Annotated in this window: 19 protein-coding genes; 8 read left to right on the plus strand and 11 right to left on the minus strand. The window is 72.5% G+C overall.

What is annotated here, in order from left to right; translation table 11 throughout:
• Window positions 1–92 precede the first annotated feature (92 nt).
• Window positions 93–968, minus strand: a complete 876-nt coding sequence (locus AB0O67_RS22730) for a sterol desaturase family protein (RefSeq protein WP_365452790.1) — start codon at window positions 966–968, stop codon at window positions 93–95.
• Window positions 969–1,178: 210 nt separating this feature from the next.
• Between AB0O67_RS22730 and AB0O67_RS22735 the strand changes: the two genes are divergently transcribed.
• The 5 genes from AB0O67_RS22735 to AB0O67_RS22755 all read left to right on the plus strand — a co-directional run bounded on the left by AB0O67_RS22735 (window position 1,179) and on the right by AB0O67_RS22755 (window position 6,025).
• A complete protein-coding gene (locus tag AB0O67_RS22735) occupies window positions 1,179–2,180 on the plus strand; it encodes a DEDDh family exonuclease (protein ID WP_365452793.1) in 1,002 nt (333 codons plus the stop codon).
• Between the two features lie 79 nt (window positions 2,181–2,259).
• Window positions 2,260–2,493, plus strand: coding sequence for a hypothetical protein (locus tag AB0O67_RS22740; protein ID WP_365452796.1), 234 nt, complete (start codon window positions 2,260–2,262; stop codon window positions 2,491–2,493).
• Between the two features lie 65 nt (window positions 2,494–2,558).
• Complete coding sequence (locus tag AB0O67_RS22745; protein WP_365452799.1) at window positions 2,559–3,353, plus strand: SURF1 family protein; 795 nt, start codon at window positions 2,559–2,561, stop codon at window positions 3,351–3,353.
• A 69-nt stretch (window positions 3,354–3,422) separates the two neighbouring features.
• Window positions 3,423–5,264 carry a glycoside hydrolase family 15 protein gene (locus AB0O67_RS22750; RefSeq protein WP_365452802.1) on the plus strand — a complete coding sequence of 614 codons (1,842 nt, stop codon included), beginning with the start codon at window positions 3,423–3,425 and terminating at the stop codon, window positions 5,262–5,264.
• Window positions 5,265–5,269: 5 nt separating this feature from the next.
• A complete protein-coding gene (locus tag AB0O67_RS22755) occupies window positions 5,270–6,025 on the plus strand; it encodes an SDR family oxidoreductase (protein WP_365452805.1) in 756 nt (251 codons plus the stop codon).
• Between the two features lie 5 nt (window positions 6,026–6,030).
• Here the strand turns inward: AB0O67_RS22755 and amaP are convergent, their stop codons facing one another.
• From amaP to AB0O67_RS22780, 5 genes are all read right to left on the minus strand, one after another.
• On the minus strand, window positions 6,031–6,618 hold the full coding sequence (amaP, locus tag AB0O67_RS22760; protein ID WP_365452808.1) for an alkaline shock response membrane anchor protein AmaP: 588 nt from the start codon (window positions 6,616–6,618) through the stop codon (window positions 6,031–6,033).
• Window positions 6,615–7,289 (minus strand): DUF6286 domain-containing protein, encoded by a 675-nt coding sequence (locus AB0O67_RS22765; protein WP_365452811.1) that lies wholly within the window; start codon window positions 7,287–7,289, stop codon window positions 6,615–6,617. The genes amaP and AB0O67_RS22765 overlap by 4 nt, the downstream gene beginning before the upstream one ends.
• Complete coding sequence (locus AB0O67_RS22770; RefSeq protein WP_365452814.1) at window positions 7,286–7,696, minus strand: Asp23/Gls24 family envelope stress response protein; 411 nt, start codon at window positions 7,694–7,696, stop codon at window positions 7,286–7,288. Before AB0O67_RS22770 ends, AB0O67_RS22765 begins: the two co-directional genes overlap by 4 nt.
• A 5-nt stretch (window positions 7,697–7,701) precedes the next feature.
• Entirely contained in the window at window positions 7,702–7,884 is a 183-nt protein-coding gene (locus AB0O67_RS22775; RefSeq protein ID WP_365452817.1) for a hypothetical protein, read from the minus strand.
• A gap of 97 nt (window positions 7,885–7,981) precedes the next feature.
• Window positions 7,982–8,464, minus strand: coding sequence for an Asp23/Gls24 family envelope stress response protein (locus AB0O67_RS22780; protein WP_365452820.1), 483 nt, complete (start codon window positions 8,462–8,464; stop codon window positions 7,982–7,984).
• Window positions 8,465–8,546: 82 nt separating this feature from the next.
• Between AB0O67_RS22780 and AB0O67_RS22785 the strand changes: the two genes are divergently transcribed.
• A complete protein-coding gene (locus tag AB0O67_RS22785) occupies window positions 8,547–9,272 on the plus strand; it encodes a nucleopolyhedrovirus P10 family protein (RefSeq protein ID WP_365452823.1) in 726 nt (241 codons plus the stop codon).
• A gap of 5 nt (window positions 9,273–9,277) precedes the next feature.
• On the opposite strand, the gene AB0O67_RS22790 is transcribed toward AB0O67_RS22785, so the two are convergent.
• From AB0O67_RS22790 to AB0O67_RS22805, 4 genes are all read right to left on the minus strand, one after another.
• Window positions 9,278–10,069, minus strand: a complete 792-nt coding sequence (locus tag AB0O67_RS22790; protein ID WP_365452826.1) for an enoyl-CoA hydratase/isomerase family protein — start codon at window positions 10,067–10,069, stop codon at window positions 9,278–9,280.
• 133 nt (window positions 10,070–10,202) lie between these two features.
• Entirely contained in the window at window positions 10,203–10,424 is a 222-nt protein-coding gene (locus tag AB0O67_RS22795) for a helix-turn-helix domain-containing protein (protein ID WP_018567695.1), read from the minus strand.
• Between the two features lie 406 nt (window positions 10,425–10,830).
• Entirely contained in the window at window positions 10,831–12,429 is a 1,599-nt protein-coding gene (locus tag AB0O67_RS22800; RefSeq protein WP_365452829.1) for an ABC-F family ATP-binding cassette domain-containing protein, read from the minus strand.
• A 91-nt stretch (window positions 12,430–12,520) separates the two neighbouring features.
• Window positions 12,521–13,303 carry a hypothetical protein gene (locus AB0O67_RS22805; RefSeq protein WP_365452832.1) on the minus strand — a complete coding sequence of 261 codons (783 nt, stop codon included), beginning with the start codon at window positions 13,301–13,303 and terminating at the stop codon, window positions 12,521–12,523.
• Between the two features lie 266 nt (window positions 13,304–13,569).
• On the opposite strand from AB0O67_RS22805, the gene AB0O67_RS22810 reads away from it, so the two are divergent.
• Together AB0O67_RS22810 and AB0O67_RS22815 are read left to right on the plus strand one after the other, a co-directional pair.
• Window positions 13,570–14,460 carry a neutral zinc metallopeptidase gene (locus tag AB0O67_RS22810; RefSeq protein ID WP_365452835.1) on the plus strand — a complete coding sequence of 297 codons (891 nt, stop codon included), beginning with the start codon at window positions 13,570–13,572 and terminating at the stop codon, window positions 14,458–14,460.
• A gap of 194 nt (window positions 14,461–14,654) precedes the next feature.
• The gene (locus tag AB0O67_RS22815; RefSeq protein ID WP_365452837.1) at window positions 14,655–15,068 is read left to right on the plus strand and encodes a VOC family protein; all 414 of its coding nucleotides are present in this window, start codon (window positions 14,655–14,657) and stop codon (window positions 15,066–15,068) included.
• A 12-nt stretch (window positions 15,069–15,080) separates the two neighbouring features.
• On the opposite strand, the gene AB0O67_RS22820 is transcribed toward AB0O67_RS22815, so the two are convergent.
• Window positions 15,081–16,511 (minus strand): hypothetical protein, encoded by a 1,431-nt coding sequence (locus AB0O67_RS22820; protein WP_365452840.1) that lies wholly within the window; start codon window positions 16,509–16,511, stop codon window positions 15,081–15,083.
• Between the last annotated feature and the right edge of the window lies 1 nt (window position 16,512).

A 16,512-nucleotide genomic window follows, 5' to 3' on the forward strand; every position in this document is an offset into this window, starting at 1 on the left:
TCTGGGCGTCGTTCGCGATGCTGGTCACCGCCACGCCGGTGCTCGCCTGGCGCTGGGAGCTGCGGCAGGCGCAGCCGGCCGGGCCGGACGGGTCACCCCTCCGGCCCGGCCGCCGTTCGTTGCAGGTCCGTGGTGTGCGTCGCCGGCTGCCAGCCCGGGCCGCGGAACAGCCGTCCGGCGCGCTCGCCCCAACCGCGTGCCGCCTTCAGGTCCCTGGCGATGGCGGCGTACTCGTGGGTGGCGACCTTCAGCGGGTTGTACGTGCCGATGTTCTTGGTCAGCCCGTACACCGGCCGTTCGGTCTCGGCGACGAAGGAGCCGAAGAGGCGGTCCCAGACGATGAGGATGCCGCCGAAGTTGCGGTCGAGGTAGCCGCCTTGGGAGGCGTGGTGCACCCGGTGGTGGGACGGCGTGTTGAACGCGAACTCGAACCAGCGGGGCATCCTGTCGATCCGCTCGGTGTGGATCCAGAACTGGTAGACGAGGTTCGCGGACGAGCAGAAGGCCAGCGCGGCCGGATGCACCCCAAGAAGGATCAGAGGGACGTAGAACGGCCAACTGCTCAAAGCAGTCCAGGGCTGGCGCAGCGCGGTGGTCAGGTTGAACTTCTCGCTCGAATGGTGCACCACGTGGCAGGCCCACAGGATGCGGATGACGTGATGGCCGCGGTGCGACCAGTAGTAGAAGAAGTCCTGCGCGAACAGCATCAGCACCACGGTCCACCACAGCACGGGCACCCGAAGCGGCGTCAGCTCGTAGAGGGCCGTGTAGACGGCGACGACCGGAATCTTCCAGAGCAGATCGAAGAAGAGGCTGCCGAGTCCCATGGTGACGCTCGTGGCGGCGTCCTTGGTTTCGTAGCCGGCCGCGTCCTCGTCGGGATGGAGGCGGACGCTGATCATCTCGATGACGGCGAGCAGCACGAAGGCCGGTATGGACCAGACCACGACGTCGGGGAGGTTCGGCATGGGAGCACCGTAGGGCCCCTGGTCGGCCACGGCCAGGGGTTGTTACCAACAAGTATTACCAACGGTGCGCGCTTGCCCGCCGGCGATCCTCGCCCATGGCGCGCCCCTGACCGGCCCTCACACCCACGGATGTATGCCTCTCGAACAGGCGGCTGGACCAGGGGACCTGACGGACAGCGATGTCAGTCGGGGCCCGTATCCTCAGTGACCATGCTCGAAGACCGTGCGACCGCAGCGTCCTCCCCGGCAGTCTGGCCGACCGCGTATCCCCAGGGATACGCGGTCGTTGACGTGGAGACCACCGGCCTGGCCCGGGACGACCGGATAATCTCCGCGGCCGTCTACCGGCTGGACGGGCGCGGCGAGGTCGAGGACCACTGGTACACGACGGTCAACCCGGAGCGGGACCCGGGCCCCGTGTGGATCCACGGCCTGACGAGCGAGGCGCTCGAAGGGGCGCCGCTCTTCGGGGACATCGCCGAGGAGTTCGCGACCCGGCTGGAGGGCCGGGTACTCGTCGCGCACAACGCCGTGTTCGACTGGCAGATGATCGCCCGCGAGTACGCGCGCGTGCGGCGCGCGGCTCCGGTGCGTCAGCGGCTGTGCACCATCGCCCTGTCCAAGGCGCTGGAGCTCCCGCTGCCCAACCACAAGCTGGCGTCGCTGGCCGCGCACTTCGGCGTCGTGCAGCAGCGGGCGCACCACGCGCTGGACGACGCGCGCGTGCTGGCGGAGGCGTTCCGGCCGAGCCTGCGGGCCGCGGCGGAGGGCGGCGTACGACTGCCGCTCCACGAGTGCCGGCCGCTGACGGAGTGGGCCGAGCAGCCCACGGCGCGCATCGGGCAGCAGGCGGGCGGGCACGGCGCCCACAGCGGCTACCGACCCGGCAGTTGGCGCCCGTCCCGCAAACGGCCCGCCTGCCCGTACCCCAACCCGGGGCGGTACGAGGAGGGCAAACCCCTCAAGCAGGGCATGCGGATCGCCTTCTCCGGGGACACCTCGACCGATCGCGAGCTGCTGGAGGACCGCGCCGTCGAGGCCGGGCTGCATGTCGCCACGAGCCTGTCCCGGCTGACCAGCCTGCTCGTCACCAACGACCCGGACTCGGGCACGTCGAAGGTCGTCAAGGCCCTGCAGTACGGCACGCCGGTGGTCGACGAGGCGGCATTCGGGCAGCTCCTCGGGGACGTGGAAGCGGCGTCCGAGGGATGACCGTACGGACGGGTGATTGGTGCGCGACTCGCCCGGCGCCCGCTCGCCCGCGCCCCGGGGACGGCTCACCCTGTGGCGCATGGCGAATTGCGAAGTTTGCGGCAACAACTACGGAATGACCTTCGAGGTCCACGCGCAGGGCGCGGTGCACGTCTTCGACTGCTTCGCCTGCGCGATCCACCGCATGGCGCCCATCTGCGAGCACTGCCGGGTCCAGATCATCGGCCAGGGCGTCGAGGTCGAGGGCCACTGGTACTGCGGTGCCCACTGCGCCCGCGCGGAGGGGAGGGTGGGCATCGTCGACCGCGTCTGAGCCCCGGGGAGTCCTCCCCCACCCCCACGCACCGCACCCCACGGCCCGAGATGTACGGTCGTGGGGTGTACCGCTTCCTGTTGTCCCGGCAGTGGGTGATCCTCACCCTTGTCGCCCTCGCTCTCATCCCGACGATGATCGAGCTGGGCTTCTGGCAGCTGCACCGGCACGAGCGCAGGGTCGCGCTGAACGACGTGATCGCCGAGTCGCTGGCCGCCGCACCGGTCCCCGTCGAGTCGCTGACCGCGCCCGGAGCCGAGGTCAGCGACGCCGACCTCTACCGGCGCGTGACCGCGAAGGGACATTTCGACACCGCGCACGAGGTCGTCGTACGCCGCCGCACCAACGCGGACGACGAGGTCGGCTATCACGTGCTCACCCCCTTCGTCCTCGACGACGGCAAGGTGCTGCTCGTCAACCGGGGCTGGGTGCCCTCGGACGGGCTGAGCCAGACCGCGTTCCCGAAACTCCCCGCGTCCCCGCAGGGCGAGACCACGGTCACCGGGCGGCTGATGCCCGACCAGACCACCGCCGAGAGCGGCATCAAGAACGTCCAGGGCCTGCCCGACCGCCAGATCATGCTGATCAACAGCGCGCAGGAGGCCGAGCGCCTCGGCAAGCAGGTCCTCGGCGGTTACGTCGAACTGACCGCGCCCGAGCCGAAGGGCGACACACCGGAGCTGATCCCCGCCCCGGACCATGACAGCATCGGCAACCACATGGCGTACGCCATCCAGTGGTGGCTGTTCTCGGCGGGCGTTCCCGTCGGCTGGGTGATCCTGGCCCGCCGCGAGGCCCGGGACCGCGCGCAGGAGGCGGCGAAGGAGCAGCAGGAGGGGACCGCGCCCGCGCCGGTGTAGCCCGCGCCCGCGCGGCTCTCGCCCACAGGACCCGGATTGCTCTGCCGGTCCCCCGGGAACCCGCACTCCGTGCACCCGCTCACCAGGAACTCCGCCGAGGACGACGCCGGCAGCCGCATCGAGGACTACGCCCTGATCGGCGACGAGCAGACCGCCGCGCTCATCGGCAGGGACGGCTCCGTCGACTGGCTGTGCCTGCCCCGCTTCGACTCCGCCGCCTGCTTCGCCAGGCTGCTCGGCGACGAGGACAACGGCCACTGGCGAATCGCCCCCAAGGCCGCCGACGGCGGCGACGCCACCCCGCCCACCTGCACGCGCCGCGCGTACCGCCCCGGCACCCTGGTCCTGGACACCGAGTGGGACACCCCGGAGGGCTCGGTCCGCGTCACCGACCTGATGCCGCAGCGCGACCGCGCACCCGACGTCGTCCGGATCGTGGAGGGGCTCAGCGGTCGCGTGACCGTCCGCAGCACGCTCCGGCTGCGCTTCGACTACGGCTCCATCGTGCCGTGGATGCGCCGTTCCGACGGACACCGGGTGGCCGTCGCGGGCCCGGACTCGGCCTGGCTGCGCAGCGAGCCGCCGGTGCCGACGTGGGGCGAGGACTTCGGCACGCACTCGGAGTTCACCATCGGCGAGGGCGAGAAGGTCGCGTTCGTGCTCACCTGGCACCCCTCCCACGAGCCGCGCCCGCCCCTCGTCGACCCGTACGAGTCGCTGCGCCACAGCGTCGCGGACTGGCAGGCCTGGTCGGCCCGCTGCCGCTACCGGGGCCCGCACCGGGACACCGTGCTCCGCTCGCTGATCACCCTGAAGGCCCTCACCTACGCCCCGACCGGCGGCGTCGTCGCCGCCCCCACCACCTCCCTTCCGGAGGAACTCGGCGGGGTGCGCAACTGGGACTACCGCTACTGCTGGCTGCGCGACGCCACCCTCACCCTGGGCGCGCTGCTGGCGGCCGGCTACCACGAGGAGGCGGAGGCCTGGCGCGACTGGCTGGTGCGCGCGGTCGCGGGCGCCCCGGCGGACATGCAGATCATGTACGGGCTGGCGGGCGAGCGGCGGCTGCCCGAGGCCGAGCTGCCGTGGCTGGCCGGGTTCGCCGGTTCCGCTCCGGTCCGGATCGGCAACGACGCCGTGCTGCAGTTGCAGCTGGACGTGTACGGCCAGGTGATGGACTCGCTGTCGCTCGCGCGCATCTCGGGGATGGCCGTAAGGCCGCACATGTGGCAACTGGAGTGCGCCCTTATGGAGTTCCTGCGGTCCGCGTGGCGGCAGCCGGACGAGGGGCTGTGGGAGGTGCGCGGCGGCCGCCGGCATTTCGTGCACTCCAAGGTGATGGTGTGGGTGGCCGCCGACCGCGCGGTGCGCACCATGGAGCGCGATCCGGAGCTGAAGGGCGATCTGGAGGGCTGGCGGGAGTTCCGCGAGGAGGTGCACCGGGAGGTGTGCGAGCGGGGCTACGACCCGGAACGCAACACCTTCACGCAGTACTACGGCTCCCGCGAACTGGACGCCGCCACGCTGCTCATCCCGCGCGTGGGCTTCCTGCCGGCTGACGACCCGCGTGTGAGGGGCACCATCGAGGCGGTCCGCGCCGAGCTCTGCCAGGGCGGCTTCCTGCACCGCTACAGCGCCGAACGCACCGCCGTCGACGGGCTGCCCGGTGGTGAGGGCACCTTCCTGGTGTGCTCGTTCTGGCTCGCGGACGCGCTGCACATGACGGGACGCACGCAGGAGGCCCGCGAGTTGTTCGAGCAGCTCGTGGGGCTGACGAACGACGTGGGGCTGCTGGCCGAGGAGTACGACCCCGTGGCCGGCCGCCAGCTGGGCAACTTCCCGCAGGCGTTCAGCCACATCGGTCTCGTGAACACGGCCCTCGCCCTGTTCGGGGACGAGGAGGCAGGATAGATCGCATGGATCTTGGACTGAAGGACCGGGTGTACGTCGTCACCGGGGCCACCCGCGGGCTGGGCAACGCCTCCGCGCGCGAGCTGGTGGCCGACGGTGCGAAAGTCGTCGTCACGGGACGGGACGGGAAGCGTGTCGCCGACGCGGCGGCCGAGCTGGGACCGAACGCGCACGGCGTGGCCGTGGACAACGCCGATCCGGAGGCGGCGGCCCGGCTGATCGCCACGGCGCGGGAGCGGTTCGGCCGGTTCGACGGGGTTCTCGTCAGCGTGGGCGGTCCGCCCGCGGGGTTCGTCGCCGACGTCACCGACGAGCAGTGGCAGGCCGCTTTCGAGTCGGTGTTCCTGGGGGCGGTGCGGCTGGCCCGTGCGGCGGCCGCGGAACTGGAGGCCGGAGGTGTCATCGGGTTCGTGCTGTCGGGCTCGGTGTACGAGCCGATTCCGGCGCTGACGATCTCGAACGGTCTGCGGCCGGGGCTGGCCGGGTTCGCCAAGTCTCTGGCGGACGAGCTGGGTCCACGGGGCGTGCGGGTGGTGGGCGTGCTGCCGGGGCGGATCGACACGGACCGGGTGCGGGAGCTGGATTCCCTGTCGGCGGATCCGGAGGCCACCCGGGCGGCCACGGAATCGCGGATTCCGCTGCGGCGGTACGGGACGCCGCAGGAGTTCGGGCGGACGGCGGCCTTCCTGCTGTCGCCGGCCGCGTCCTACGTGACCGGGGTCATGGTGCCGGTGGACGGCGGGGCCAGGCACGGCTTCTGAGGCCGTCAACTCACCCTTTCCGCACGGTGCCTGACGCCCCTCAGCCGTACCTTGGCCGGCAGCGACGCCAGTCCCGCCGAATCGCGGGCGTGGCTGAGCGCACGGGTCGTCAGGTGGTTCAGCGCCTCCCCCGGGTCCACGTCGGGTTCCAGCAGGAGCCTGGCGCGGGCCTCGGGGGCGGTGCGACGGCCCCTGAGGCGGACCTGGGCGCGGGCCACGCCGTCCATGGCGCTCGCCTCGGCGGCTAGTACGTCCTCCAGGGCCCGGCCCCGCAGCAGCGCGCCCTCCCCGTCGCCGGTGTCGACCAGCACCTCGGCGAGCCGGCGCCGGCGCACCACCGCGACCAGCCACCACAGGGCGAGCAGGAACAGCGCCGCGAGCGCCGCGACGACGGCCGGCCACCACCAGCCCGCGTCCCGCCACCGGGTCCGCTCGGCGTCGGCCAGCAGTACGTCGTCGCGTCCGGCGTGGATCCACCAGGACGGCGCCTCCACCCCGAGCCCGACGGCCAGCACCGCCCCGCCCAGCACGAGCAGCACGAGTCCCGCGACGCCGAGCAGTACCCGGTTGACGGTCCTGAGCACCGCGCTCACCCCTTCCGGCCGGGCCGGCGGACGTGCACCGACAGCGCGGGGCTGCGGGACAGGCCCAGCGCCCGGATCGCGTCGGCGAGCACGTCGTCCAGGTCGGCGCGTACGTCGTCGAGTTCACGGAAGTGCGACACCGCGCGGACGTCGGCTCGCCTGCGCCCCATCCGCACCCGCGCCGACTGCACCCCGGACACCTCCATGGCCCGGTCGCGCAGCACGGTCGCGGCGGCGCTCCGGTCCAGTCCGGCACGGACGTCGGGGTGCGTGCGCCGCATGGGCAGCACGGCACGCAGGCCGGGCGTCGCGGCGAGCACGATCAGCCAGAGGCCGAGGGCGGCGGCGACGCCCGCGCCGACCAGGACCCAGACGTCGTCGAGGGGGCGTCCGGCGAGTTGCCGGGCCAGTTCGCGGCGCCAGTACATGGCCTGCCGGCCTGCGCGTACGGCGGCGATGTCGTAGAGGAAGAGGCCCGACAGGACCAGTAGCAGGGTGGCGGCGACGGCCGCGGGGACGCGGCGGGCCGACCAGAAGCGGCGCGTCCTGCCGTCCTCGCCGTCGGCACCGGGCCGGGGCTCGTAGGCGGCGGCCGACGCGGACTGGCCCAGCGCCGGTTCGGCCTTCTCGATCACCGGCAGTCTCTGTGTGGTGCCCTCGGAGCCCTGGGGCTCGCTCATCGGGTCCTCCCCTGCGCCGCCGTCGCCGCCAGATGCAGCCGCTCCACCTGGACCGCGACCTCCGGAACCGCCATTCCCACCAACGCGCCTACCCGCTCGACCACATGACAACGCACCTGAGCACAGCGGGAACCGATGTCGGTGGGGTAGTCCAGTTCGAGATGGATGCGGACCCGGGCGGTGTCGACGGGCGTTCCCGCTGGTCCGGCGGCGGGGTGGGGAGCCTGAGGGCGGACCACGACCGTCGCCTGTGGACGGGCCGCCGACCGCGGCAGCGGTCCGAGCGCCTCGCGGGCGGCCTGGGCGGCGATCCCAGCGACCACCCGGTCGGCGATCGTGGTCCGGCCGCGCTCGCCCGCCGGGATGACGACACCCGTCCCGCGGGGTTCGTCCGGCTCGCCGCTCACGGGCGTCACCGCCGCCGGTCGCGGGCGCGGAAGAAGTCGCCGGCTTCCAGGTCCCCTTCCAGGAACCGGCCGACGACGAACCCTACGGCGCCCAGCGCCGCCACCAGTACGAACGCGCCGAACCCACCGAAGTACCCGGCGAAGCCCAGCGCCATTCCGGCGATCATGCCGACCACGGCCCTGCTCATCGTGCGCTCCTCAGCTCGTAGCCGTGCGGGTCGTTCGGGCCCGTAGAGATGTATCCCATGCCATTGTGGTGCATTACGGACTTCGGATGACGATACGTCACTGGATCCGGGGCTCCGGCTCCTCTTCCTCCTCGTCCGGCAGCTTGACGTCGCTCACCGCGATGTTCACCTCGACGACCTCCAGGCCCGTCATCCGCTCCACGGCCGCGACCACGTTCTCCCGGACGGACCGCGCGACATCCGCGATGGATACCCCGTAGTCGACGACGATCTCCAGGTCGAGCGCGGTCTGCACCTCGCCGACCTCGGCCTTCACGCCGCGCGTCACGGACTTCGACCCGCCGGGCACCCGGTCCCGCACGGCCCCGAAGGTGCGGCTCAGCCCACTGCCCATCGCGTGGACGCCCACGACGTCACGGGCGGCCAGCCCGGCGATCTTCTCCACGACACCGTCGGCGATGGTGGTCCTGCCCCGGGTCCCGGGATCCCCGCCGCCCCGCCTGACGGGCTGGCGGGTCTGCACCGTCGACTCGATCTCGCCCTCCGAGGTCTGCGTTCGGTCCCGGTCCATGTCGGTCATCGCCGTGCGTCCTTCCGTAGTCCTGCGAACACCGTAAGTGAGGATGCGCGGTCCCGCGCCGGGAATGCGGCAGGCTGGAGCAATGACGGCGGACCGATGGACGCAGGCAGTACGACAGCAGCTGAACCTCGGCAGACTGCTCCCGCTGGGCGGTCCGCGCGACGGTGCGTGGATCACGGAGGACGCGGCCGGGGCGGTTCTGCGGCACGCGGCGAGCGCGGTGCCGGGCGTGCGCCTGGGAACGCTGCGGCTCACGCATGCCGACCCGGACACCCCGCACGCGGCCGCCGTGCCCCCGCCGCCGAGCGCCCTGCCACCCGGTCCGCTCCGGGTGACGGCCGACTTCGCGGCCACGGCCGCCGAGCCGCTGCCGACGACGGCCGGCCGGTTGCGCACGACGCTGTCGGCCGCGGCGACGGAGCGGCTCGGACTGACGGTCGCGGAGGTCGACCTGCGGGTGACGGCCCTGCTGGACGAGGACACCGAACCCGACGCCGTACCGTCGCCGGAGCCGCCTCGGGCGCGGCAGCCCGCGGACGGCGAGGCCGCCGCCGTGGCCGCGGCGGCTCTGGCGGTGCCGGGCGTGTCACACCTGACCGGCGTGCTGGGCGGGACGGGCCGGGCGGTGCACATCGGGACGGACCCCGGCGAGGCCGCGTTGCCGCGCCGGCACGTCCGGGTGGAACTGGCCGTCGACGCGGACCACCGGGCCGTGGAGGTGGCCCGGAAGGTCCGCACGAGGGTGGGTATCGCGCTACCGGATCACCCGACGGTGGCCGTGCTGATCACGGCGGTCGCGCTCGGCTGAGGGCGTCACTCGCCGAGGCCCGCGAGGTCGCGCAACCTCCGCGCCTGCGCCGCGCGTTCGGCAACGCGCTGCTCCTCGTAGCTCCGCTGGCCCGCGCCCCGCAGCAGCGCCTTGGTCTCGATCACGGCGTCGCGCGGCGCGGCGAGGAGCGCCGCCGCCAGGTCGCGGACGGCGCCGTCGAGTTCCGCGGAGGGCACGGCGACGTTCGCCAGGCCGCTCTGCACGGCCTCGTCCGCCTGCACGGAGCGTCCCGTGACGCAGATTTCGAGCGCGCGGGCATAGCCGACGAGCCCGACCAGCGGATGCGTGCCGGTCAGGTCCGGGACCAGGCCCAGGCTGGTCTCGCGCATCGCGAACTGCACGTCGTCGGCGACGACGCGCAGGTCACAGGCGAGGGCGAGCTGGAAACCCGCGCCGATGGCATGCCCCTGCACCGCGGCGACGGAGACGATGTCGCTGCGCCGCCACCAGGTGAACGCCTCTTGGTACTCGGCGATGGTCGCGTCCAACTCCGCGTCGTCGCCGCGCGCGAGGTCGATGAAGGACGGCTCGCCGTCGAAGCCCTCGGGAGTGAAGGCCTGCCGGTCGAGGCCCGCCGAGAAGGACTTGCCCTCGGCGCGCAGCAGCACCACGCGGACGGTGCCCGGCAGCAGCCGACCGGCCTCGGCCAACGCCCGCCACAGAGCGGGGCTCTGCGCGTTGCGCTTGGCCGGGTTGGTCAGCGTCACAGTGGCGATCGCGTCGTCGACGGTGAGCCGTACGCCGTCCTTGTCGAGTACCGGGTCGAACGAAGCCATGGGGCGCCTCCGATGGGTGCGGTCATCGTGAGTGCCGTACCGAGGCACTCGTAAGTGACTGCACAGTAACCACCCAGCCGATCAGCGGACCGACCGGGTGGCCACCATCGAAGTCGAGGGGAACGCCCGGGCGTCAGGCCGAAGCGGCCTTCTTGCCCCGCGTCGCCCCGCCACGCCCACGGAGCGTGACGCCCGACTCGCTGAGCATGCGGTGCACGAAGCCATACGAGCGGCCGGTCTCCTCGGCCAATGCCCGGATGCTCGCACCGGCGTCGTACTTCTTCTTCAGGTCTGCCGCGAGCTTGTCGCGCGCGGCGCCGGTCACCCGGCTGCCCTTCTTCAGAGTCTCGGCCACCCGTGCCTCCTCATGGGAAGTGCGCTCTGGTCCCCTCATGATCACCCCTCCGGGCCTTCATGGCCACCCATTCGGCAAGGTCCGTGGGTGAGGGTTGTGACGACAGGAGCACATCCCCACAAGAGGAATCTCTGGTTCCGCCACGTGGCGCGCATACGGCCGAACGGGTTGTTCCACGAAGTGCCAGGTCAGGGCCACAGCGCCACCGAGGCCTTGTCGACAAAGGGAAGTGGCGGGAAATGGGTGTAGGACACACCGGGGTACGAGGAGATCTCACACAGATGATGGATCACGGCTAGGCCGAATGATCCATAGGCAGTGGATCAACCATTCGATCAAGCGGAACTGACCGATCGGTCGGGCGACCGATCGGCAGTCGAGCGGGCGAACGATGGCGTGCGGGCGATCAGGCGAGGGCGACCAGGTCCGCGTAGTCCGAGCCCCACAGGTCCTCGACGCCGTCCGGCAGCAGGATGATCCGCTCCGGCTGGAGCGCCTCGACGGCGCCCTCGTCGTGGGTGACCAGGACGACCGCGCCCTTGTAGGTGCGCAGCGCGCCGAGGATCTCCTCGCGGCTGGCCGGGTCGAGGTTGTTCGTGGGCTCGTCGAGAAGCAGCACGTTCGCCGAGGACACCACGAGGGTGGCGAGGGCGAGCCGGGTCTTCTCGCCGCCGGACAGGACACCGGCCGGCTTGTCGACGTCGTCACCGGAGAACAGGAAGGAACCCAGCGTCTTGCGGACCTCGACGAGGTCGAGGTCGGGGTTGGCGGAGCGCATGTTCTCCAGGACCGTGCGTTCGGGGTCGAGGGTCTCGTGCTCCTGCGCGTAGTAGCCGAGCTTGAGGCCGTGGCCCTCGATGACCTGGCCGGTGTCGGGCTTCTCGACACCGCCGAGGAGCCGCAGCAGGGTGGTCTTGCCCGCGCCGTTGAGGCCGAGGATGACGACCCGGGAGCCCTTGTCGATGGCCAGGTCGACGTCGGTGAAGATCTCCAGCGAGCCGTACGACTTGGAGAGTCCCTCGGCGGTGAGCGGCGTCTTGCCGCAGGGCGAGGGCTCGGGGAAGCGGAGCTTGGCGACCTTGTCGGACTGCCGGACGGCCTCCAGGCCGCTGAGCAGCTTGTCCGCGCGGCGCGCCATGTTCTGCGCGGCGACCGTCTTGGTGGCCTTGGCGCGCATCTTGTCGGCCTGCGAGTGCAGCGCGGCGGCCTTCTTCTCGGCGTTCTGCCGCTCGCGCTTGCGGCGCTTCTCGTCGGCCTCGCGCTGCTGCTGGTAGAGCTTCCAGCCCATGTTGTAGACATCGATCTGGGAGCGGTTGGCGTCCAGGTAGAACACCTTGTTGACGACCGTCTCGACCAGGTCGACGTCGTGGGAGATGACGATGAAGCCGCCGCGGTAGGTCTTGAGGTAGTCGCGCAGCCAGATGATCGAGTCCGCGTCCAGGTGGTTCGTGGGCTCGTCGAGCAGCAGGGTGTCGGCGTCCGAGAACAGGATCCGGGCCAGCTCGATCCGGCGGCGCTGACCGCCGGAGAGCGTGTGCAGCGGCTGCCCGAGCACCCGGTCGGGCAGGTTCAGCGCGGCGGCGATGGTGGCGGCCTCGGCCTCGGCGGCGTACCCGCCCTTGGTCAGGAACTCCGTCTCCTGACGCTCGTACTGCTTCATCGCCTTGTCGCGGGTGGCGCCCTTGCCGTTGGCGATGCGCTGCTCGTTGTCGCGCATCTTGCGGATCAGTACGTCCAGGCCACGCGCGGACAGGATGCGGTCGCGGGCGAGCACGTCGAGGTCGCCGGTGCGCGGGTCCTGCGGGAGGTAGCCCACCTCGCCGGAGCGGGTGACGGTGCCGCCGGCGGGCTGGCCCTCACCGGCGAGGACCTTGGTGAGGGTGGTCTTGCCGGCGCCGTTGCGGCCGACCAGGCCGATGCGGTCGCCCTTGGCGACACGGAAGGTGGCGGACTCGATGAGGACGCGGGCACCGGCGCGCAGCTCGATGCCGGAGGCGGAGATCACGGACAGACTCCTGGGCGGGTGGTTGGCGGGACGGGCGGCTGAGGACGTTTCCCGCCGTCTAATGCGCGAGGAGAATGGCCATGGGGCCAGTCTAACGGGGCCGTGCAACCAATTTTGGCGGGTGCGTCCGTTCCGGCGGCGAAGGCGGGTGGGCGGGACGCGGCCGCGGGCCCTCGAACGGGTCAGGTTCGTGGAAGTGGTCAAGGTCGTCGGGTCGCCGGCCCGAGGTGTCGTTGGCGAGCGGTGTGCGGTGCGGGGCGATCCGGCCGAGGTCGTCGACGGCGACGAGCTGGGTGGTCCAGGCGGCGCGCCTGCAGGGCTGGGCGACGAGCAGGGCGCCGCCCCGGCGCAGCGCGCGTTCCGGCTGGAAGGCGCAGCCCTTGCGGGCCGGCAGTACCCAACGCAGGTCGCCGTCGGCGGTGCGGTACGCCGCGATGCGGCCCGGGGTGACGACGGCGAGGATGCCGCGGCCCAGCGGGCGCAGGACGCCCGTGCCGCCGTGTGCCGCGAGCCAGCCGGCGGCCGCCGGGAGCGCGCGGTGCCAACGGACGGTGGTGCCGTCGGTGTCGGTGACGAGTCCGTCGTCCCAGAGCGTGATCGCCTCCCCGCGCGCGGGGAGCACGGTCAGGGGGCGGGCCCCTTCGCGCGTGTAGCGCCAGCGGACTCCGCCCGTTGCCCGCTCGTACGCCTCGACGGCTCCCCTGCGGGTCCGCAGTTCCGCGGGGGGGTGCTGCACGCGCGCGTGCACGGTGAGGCGGTCTCCGTAGGGGGCCGGCCGGGCCTGGTGGGCGGTGGCCAGGAGCGGGGCTGTGAGCAGGAGGGCGGCGACGGCTGCCGGGAGGCGGCGGAGCGCGCGCGGCGAGGGCGGGGGCACGGCGGGTTTCGTGTCCGGGGGGAGGGGATCGGTCGGGGGGAGGCGATCGGTCGGCTTCGCCTCGGCCGGCAGGACGACCACCGGGCTCCCTTCGACAGCCGTGCTCGCGGACAGGCGCAGAGCGTAGCGAGGGGTGCCGGGTGCCGCCGGGAGGCGGCGGGGCCGCGGTGAGCACGTCGCCCGTTCGGCCGCCCGCCCGGCGCCGGGACGCTTCAGGCCCGTGAGGATGGCGCGAAGGGGACTGTGCGGCAGAGGGTGGTGCGTTCATGCAGTTCGACGACGACGCCAGGCTGGACACGTCCGAGGTGCAGGACGTACGCGGCAGCCGGATTCCCGGTGGCAGGGCGACCGTCGGTGGTGGCCTCGCCGGTCTGCTGGCGCTGCTCCTCGGCCTCTTCTTCGGTGTCGGGCCGGACCAGCTGGGCCTGACCGACCAAAGCGCGGAGCCGGTGCCGACCTCGTCCTCGCTCGCGCAGGTGCAGCAGAACTGCCGTACCGGGCAGGACGCGAACACCAAGGACGACTGCCGGACGGTGGCGGTGGTCAACAGCGTGCAGGACTTCTGGGACGAGGAGTTCCAGCGGCGCAGAGGCACCTACTCGCGCTCCCCCACCGTCTTCTTCAGCCAGCGGGTCGGCACCGCGTGCGGCGCCGCGACCTCGGCGGTCGGGCCGTTCTACTGCCCAGGTGACCGGAAGGTCTATCTGGACCTGCAGTTCTTCGACGAGCTTCGGACGAAGTTCGGCTCCAGCGGCGGGCCGTTCGCGCAGGCGTATGTGGTGGCCCACGAGTACGGGCATCACGTGCAGGACCTGATGGGCACCCTCGGCCGGGCGCAGGACGGCGGGACGGGTGCGAACAGCGACGCGGTGAAGGTGGAGCTGCAGGCGGACTGCTACGCCGGGGTGTGGGCGCACCACGCCACGACGACCCCGGACGAGTCGACCGGGCGGCCGCTGATCACCAGCCTCACCGACGCCGACATCCGTGACGGTTTGGACGCGGCGGCGGCCGTGGGAGACGACCGGATCCAGGAGCGGTTCCAGGGGCGGGTGACGCCGGAGACGTGGACGCACGGGTCGGCGAAGCAGCGCCAGGCGTGGTTCCAGCAGGGGTACAGGACCGGCGACATGGCCCGGTGCAACACCTTCGGCTGAGGCTCGCACCGCCCGCGACGCCTCGGTACGGCCCGGCGCCGGCCGGCTTCGGTGCGGCCCGCGCCCGGCCGGGGCTTTTGTGCTTTTCGGACGGCGTTGTCGGTGGCGGATGCCACGATGAACGCACCGGGCGGGTCCTCGTAAGGCGACCCCGGCCCCGACGCACAGCCCCGACGCACGAAGGAGTGATCGGCATGGCAGGTACGAGCGGTGGCGGTCCGAGCATCTACCCGACGTTGCTGTACGCGGACGCGAAAGCGGCGATCAAGCAGCTCACGGAGGCCCTCGGCTTCACGGAACTGGCCGTCTACGAGGGCGAGGGCGGCACGGTGACGCACGCCGAGCTGGTGCAGGGCAACGGCGGGGTCATGATCGGCTCGAAGGGCCGCGGCGGGCTCTTCGACACGGTGATGAAGGACGCGGGACCGGTCGGGGTGTACGTCGTCGTGGACGACGTCGACGCACACCACCAGCAGGCCGTGGACCACGGCGTGGAGATCCTGATGCCCCCGACGGACCAGGACTACGGCTCACGGGACTACATGGCCCGGGACGCCGAGGGCAACGTCTGGAGCTTCGGCACCTACGCGCCCCGCACGGCCGACTGACCGCGCGCGGCCTCAGTTGCCCCCCGTGTGCACCTGGAAGGCCGCACGGCGCACGGCCTTGGCAAGGGCGGGGTCGGGGTGCGCGGCGGCCAGCGCGACCAGGACCTGCACGGTGCGCGGATGACCCACGGCACGCACCTCGTCGAGCAGGGCGGGCACGGTCGGCTGCACGGCGGACTCCAGATGCCGCACCAGGAGCGGCGCCTCGCCGTGGTCGGCGACGGCGGCGGCCGTGTCGACCCACAGCCAGGTGGCCTCCTCCCGGGTGAGCACCTCGTGGGCGTCCTCGGCGTCGGCGCCGTCGTGCTCCGCGAGCCACAACAGGGCGTACGGCCGCAGCGTCGGCTCGTCGAGCACGCCGCGGACGTCGGGCTCGGCGGGTGCGCCGACAACCCGCAGCGCCTCGAAGGCCAGGCCGCGCAGCAGGGCGTCCTCGCCGCGGGCGGCGTCGAGGAGTTCGGTGACGGCGCTTCCGACCGGCCGGGCCGCGAGCCAGGCGCGGTACTCCGCTCGGGCGGCGTTGGGCCGCAGCTGGGCGCAGCCGCGCAGCATGTCCTCGGCGACGGCCTCGATGTTGCCGGCGGGGCTCTGCGCGGCGACGCAGATCTGCTCCAGCTTGACCCAGACCGCCCAGCTGCCCAGGGGAGTGAGAGTGGCCTGCCCGGCGCCGTAGGTGAGGGCGCCGACGGAGGCGAGGGCGTGCAGGGCCCAGTCGAGGAGGGGTGCGAGCTCGGTGTCCTCGGGCCCGGCGTCGACGGTAGCCGCGGTGCCGGGGACCGGGGGGCTCGCGGGTTCACGCTGGGGGCCGTAGGGGACCTCGCAGCGTTCGGTGCGCAGTTCCGTGACCCGCTGCTGGAGGAGGTCGAGGAGCTGCTCGACGGGGACCGGACCGGCCGAGAGCTGGAGGAAGGAGAGCACCTGCGGCATCGCCGACACGACCTCGGCGACCGAGGCAGGTTCGTGGTCGGCGGGTTCCGGATGGGCGAGCGACCAGGCGTCGAAGAAGGCGACCCAGCCGCGCAGGACGGCGGTGTCGTCGCGGTCCCAGGCGCGCAGCCGCCAGCCGGGGCGGGCGATGTCGCCGTGCACCTCGACGAGCCCGGCGAGGCGGGCGGTGTCCCACTCGGCGCGGATCTGGGCCGCCGTCAGCCCCAGTTCAACGGCCGCCCGTTCGGCGGTCACGTCGGCGAGTGTGGCCTTGCCGTCGGAGGTCGCGTTGCCCTTGCCGGGGCGCAGGGCGGCATCGGCCCAGCGGGCGACGCGGGCCGCGCCCGCCAGCCTGGAGCGCGCCATTTTGGCCAGCTCCGCGGGGGCCGGTGTGCCCTCCGGCGGGCGGGGGGCGGGGCGGCGCGAACGCTGCTGGTTCATCGCTCGGGGGGCGGCGGCCAGGGGTCGCGGGCGGACGAGTCGGAGCCTGGAGTCGCGCGGGATACGGGACGTCACG

Origin of the sequence: Streptomyces sp. NPDC086077, from assembly GCF_040686175.1 — a bacterium.
In the GTDB taxonomy this organism is placed as follows: Bacteria; Actinomycetota; Actinomycetes; order Streptomycetales; family Streptomycetaceae; genus Streptomyces.

Coding starts and splice junctions, on each gene's coding strand:
- AB0O67_RS22730 (WP_365452790.1), bottom strand. CDS start 968: ATGCCGAACCTCCCCGACGTCGTGGTCTGGTCCATACCGGCCTTCGTG.
- AB0O67_RS22735 (WP_365452793.1), top strand. CDS start 1,179: ATGCTCGAAGACCGTGCGACCGCAGCGTCCTCCCCGGCAGTCTGGCCG.
- AB0O67_RS22740 (WP_365452796.1), top strand. CDS start 2,260: ATGGCGAATTGCGAAGTTTGCGGCAACAACTACGGAATGACCTTCGAG.
- AB0O67_RS22755 (WP_365452805.1), top strand. CDS start 5,270: ATGGATCTTGGACTGAAGGACCGGGTGTACGTCGTCACCGGGGCCACC.
- AB0O67_RS22765 (WP_365452811.1), bottom strand. CDS start 7,289: ATGAGCGAGCCCCAGGGCTCCGAGGGCACCACACAGAGACTGCCGGTG.
- AB0O67_RS22775 (WP_365452817.1), bottom strand. CDS start 7,884: ATGAGCAGGGCCGTGGTCGGCATGATCGCCGGAATGGCGCTGGGCTTC.
- AB0O67_RS22780 (WP_365452820.1), bottom strand. CDS start 8,464: ATGACCGACATGGACCGGGACCGAACGCAGACCTCGGAGGGCGAGATC.
- AB0O67_RS22785 (WP_365452823.1), top strand. CDS start 8,547: ATGACGGCGGACCGATGGACGCAGGCAGTACGACAGCAGCTGAACCTC.
- AB0O67_RS22790 (WP_365452826.1), bottom strand. CDS start 10,069: ATGGCTTCGTTCGACCCGGTACTCGACAAGGACGGCGTACGGCTCACC.
- AB0O67_RS22810 (WP_365452835.1), top strand. CDS start 13,570: ATGCAGTTCGACGACGACGCCAGGCTGGACACGTCCGAGGTGCAGGAC.
- AB0O67_RS22815 (WP_365452837.1), top strand. CDS start 14,655: ATGGCAGGTACGAGCGGTGGCGGTCCGAGCATCTACCCGACGTTGCTG.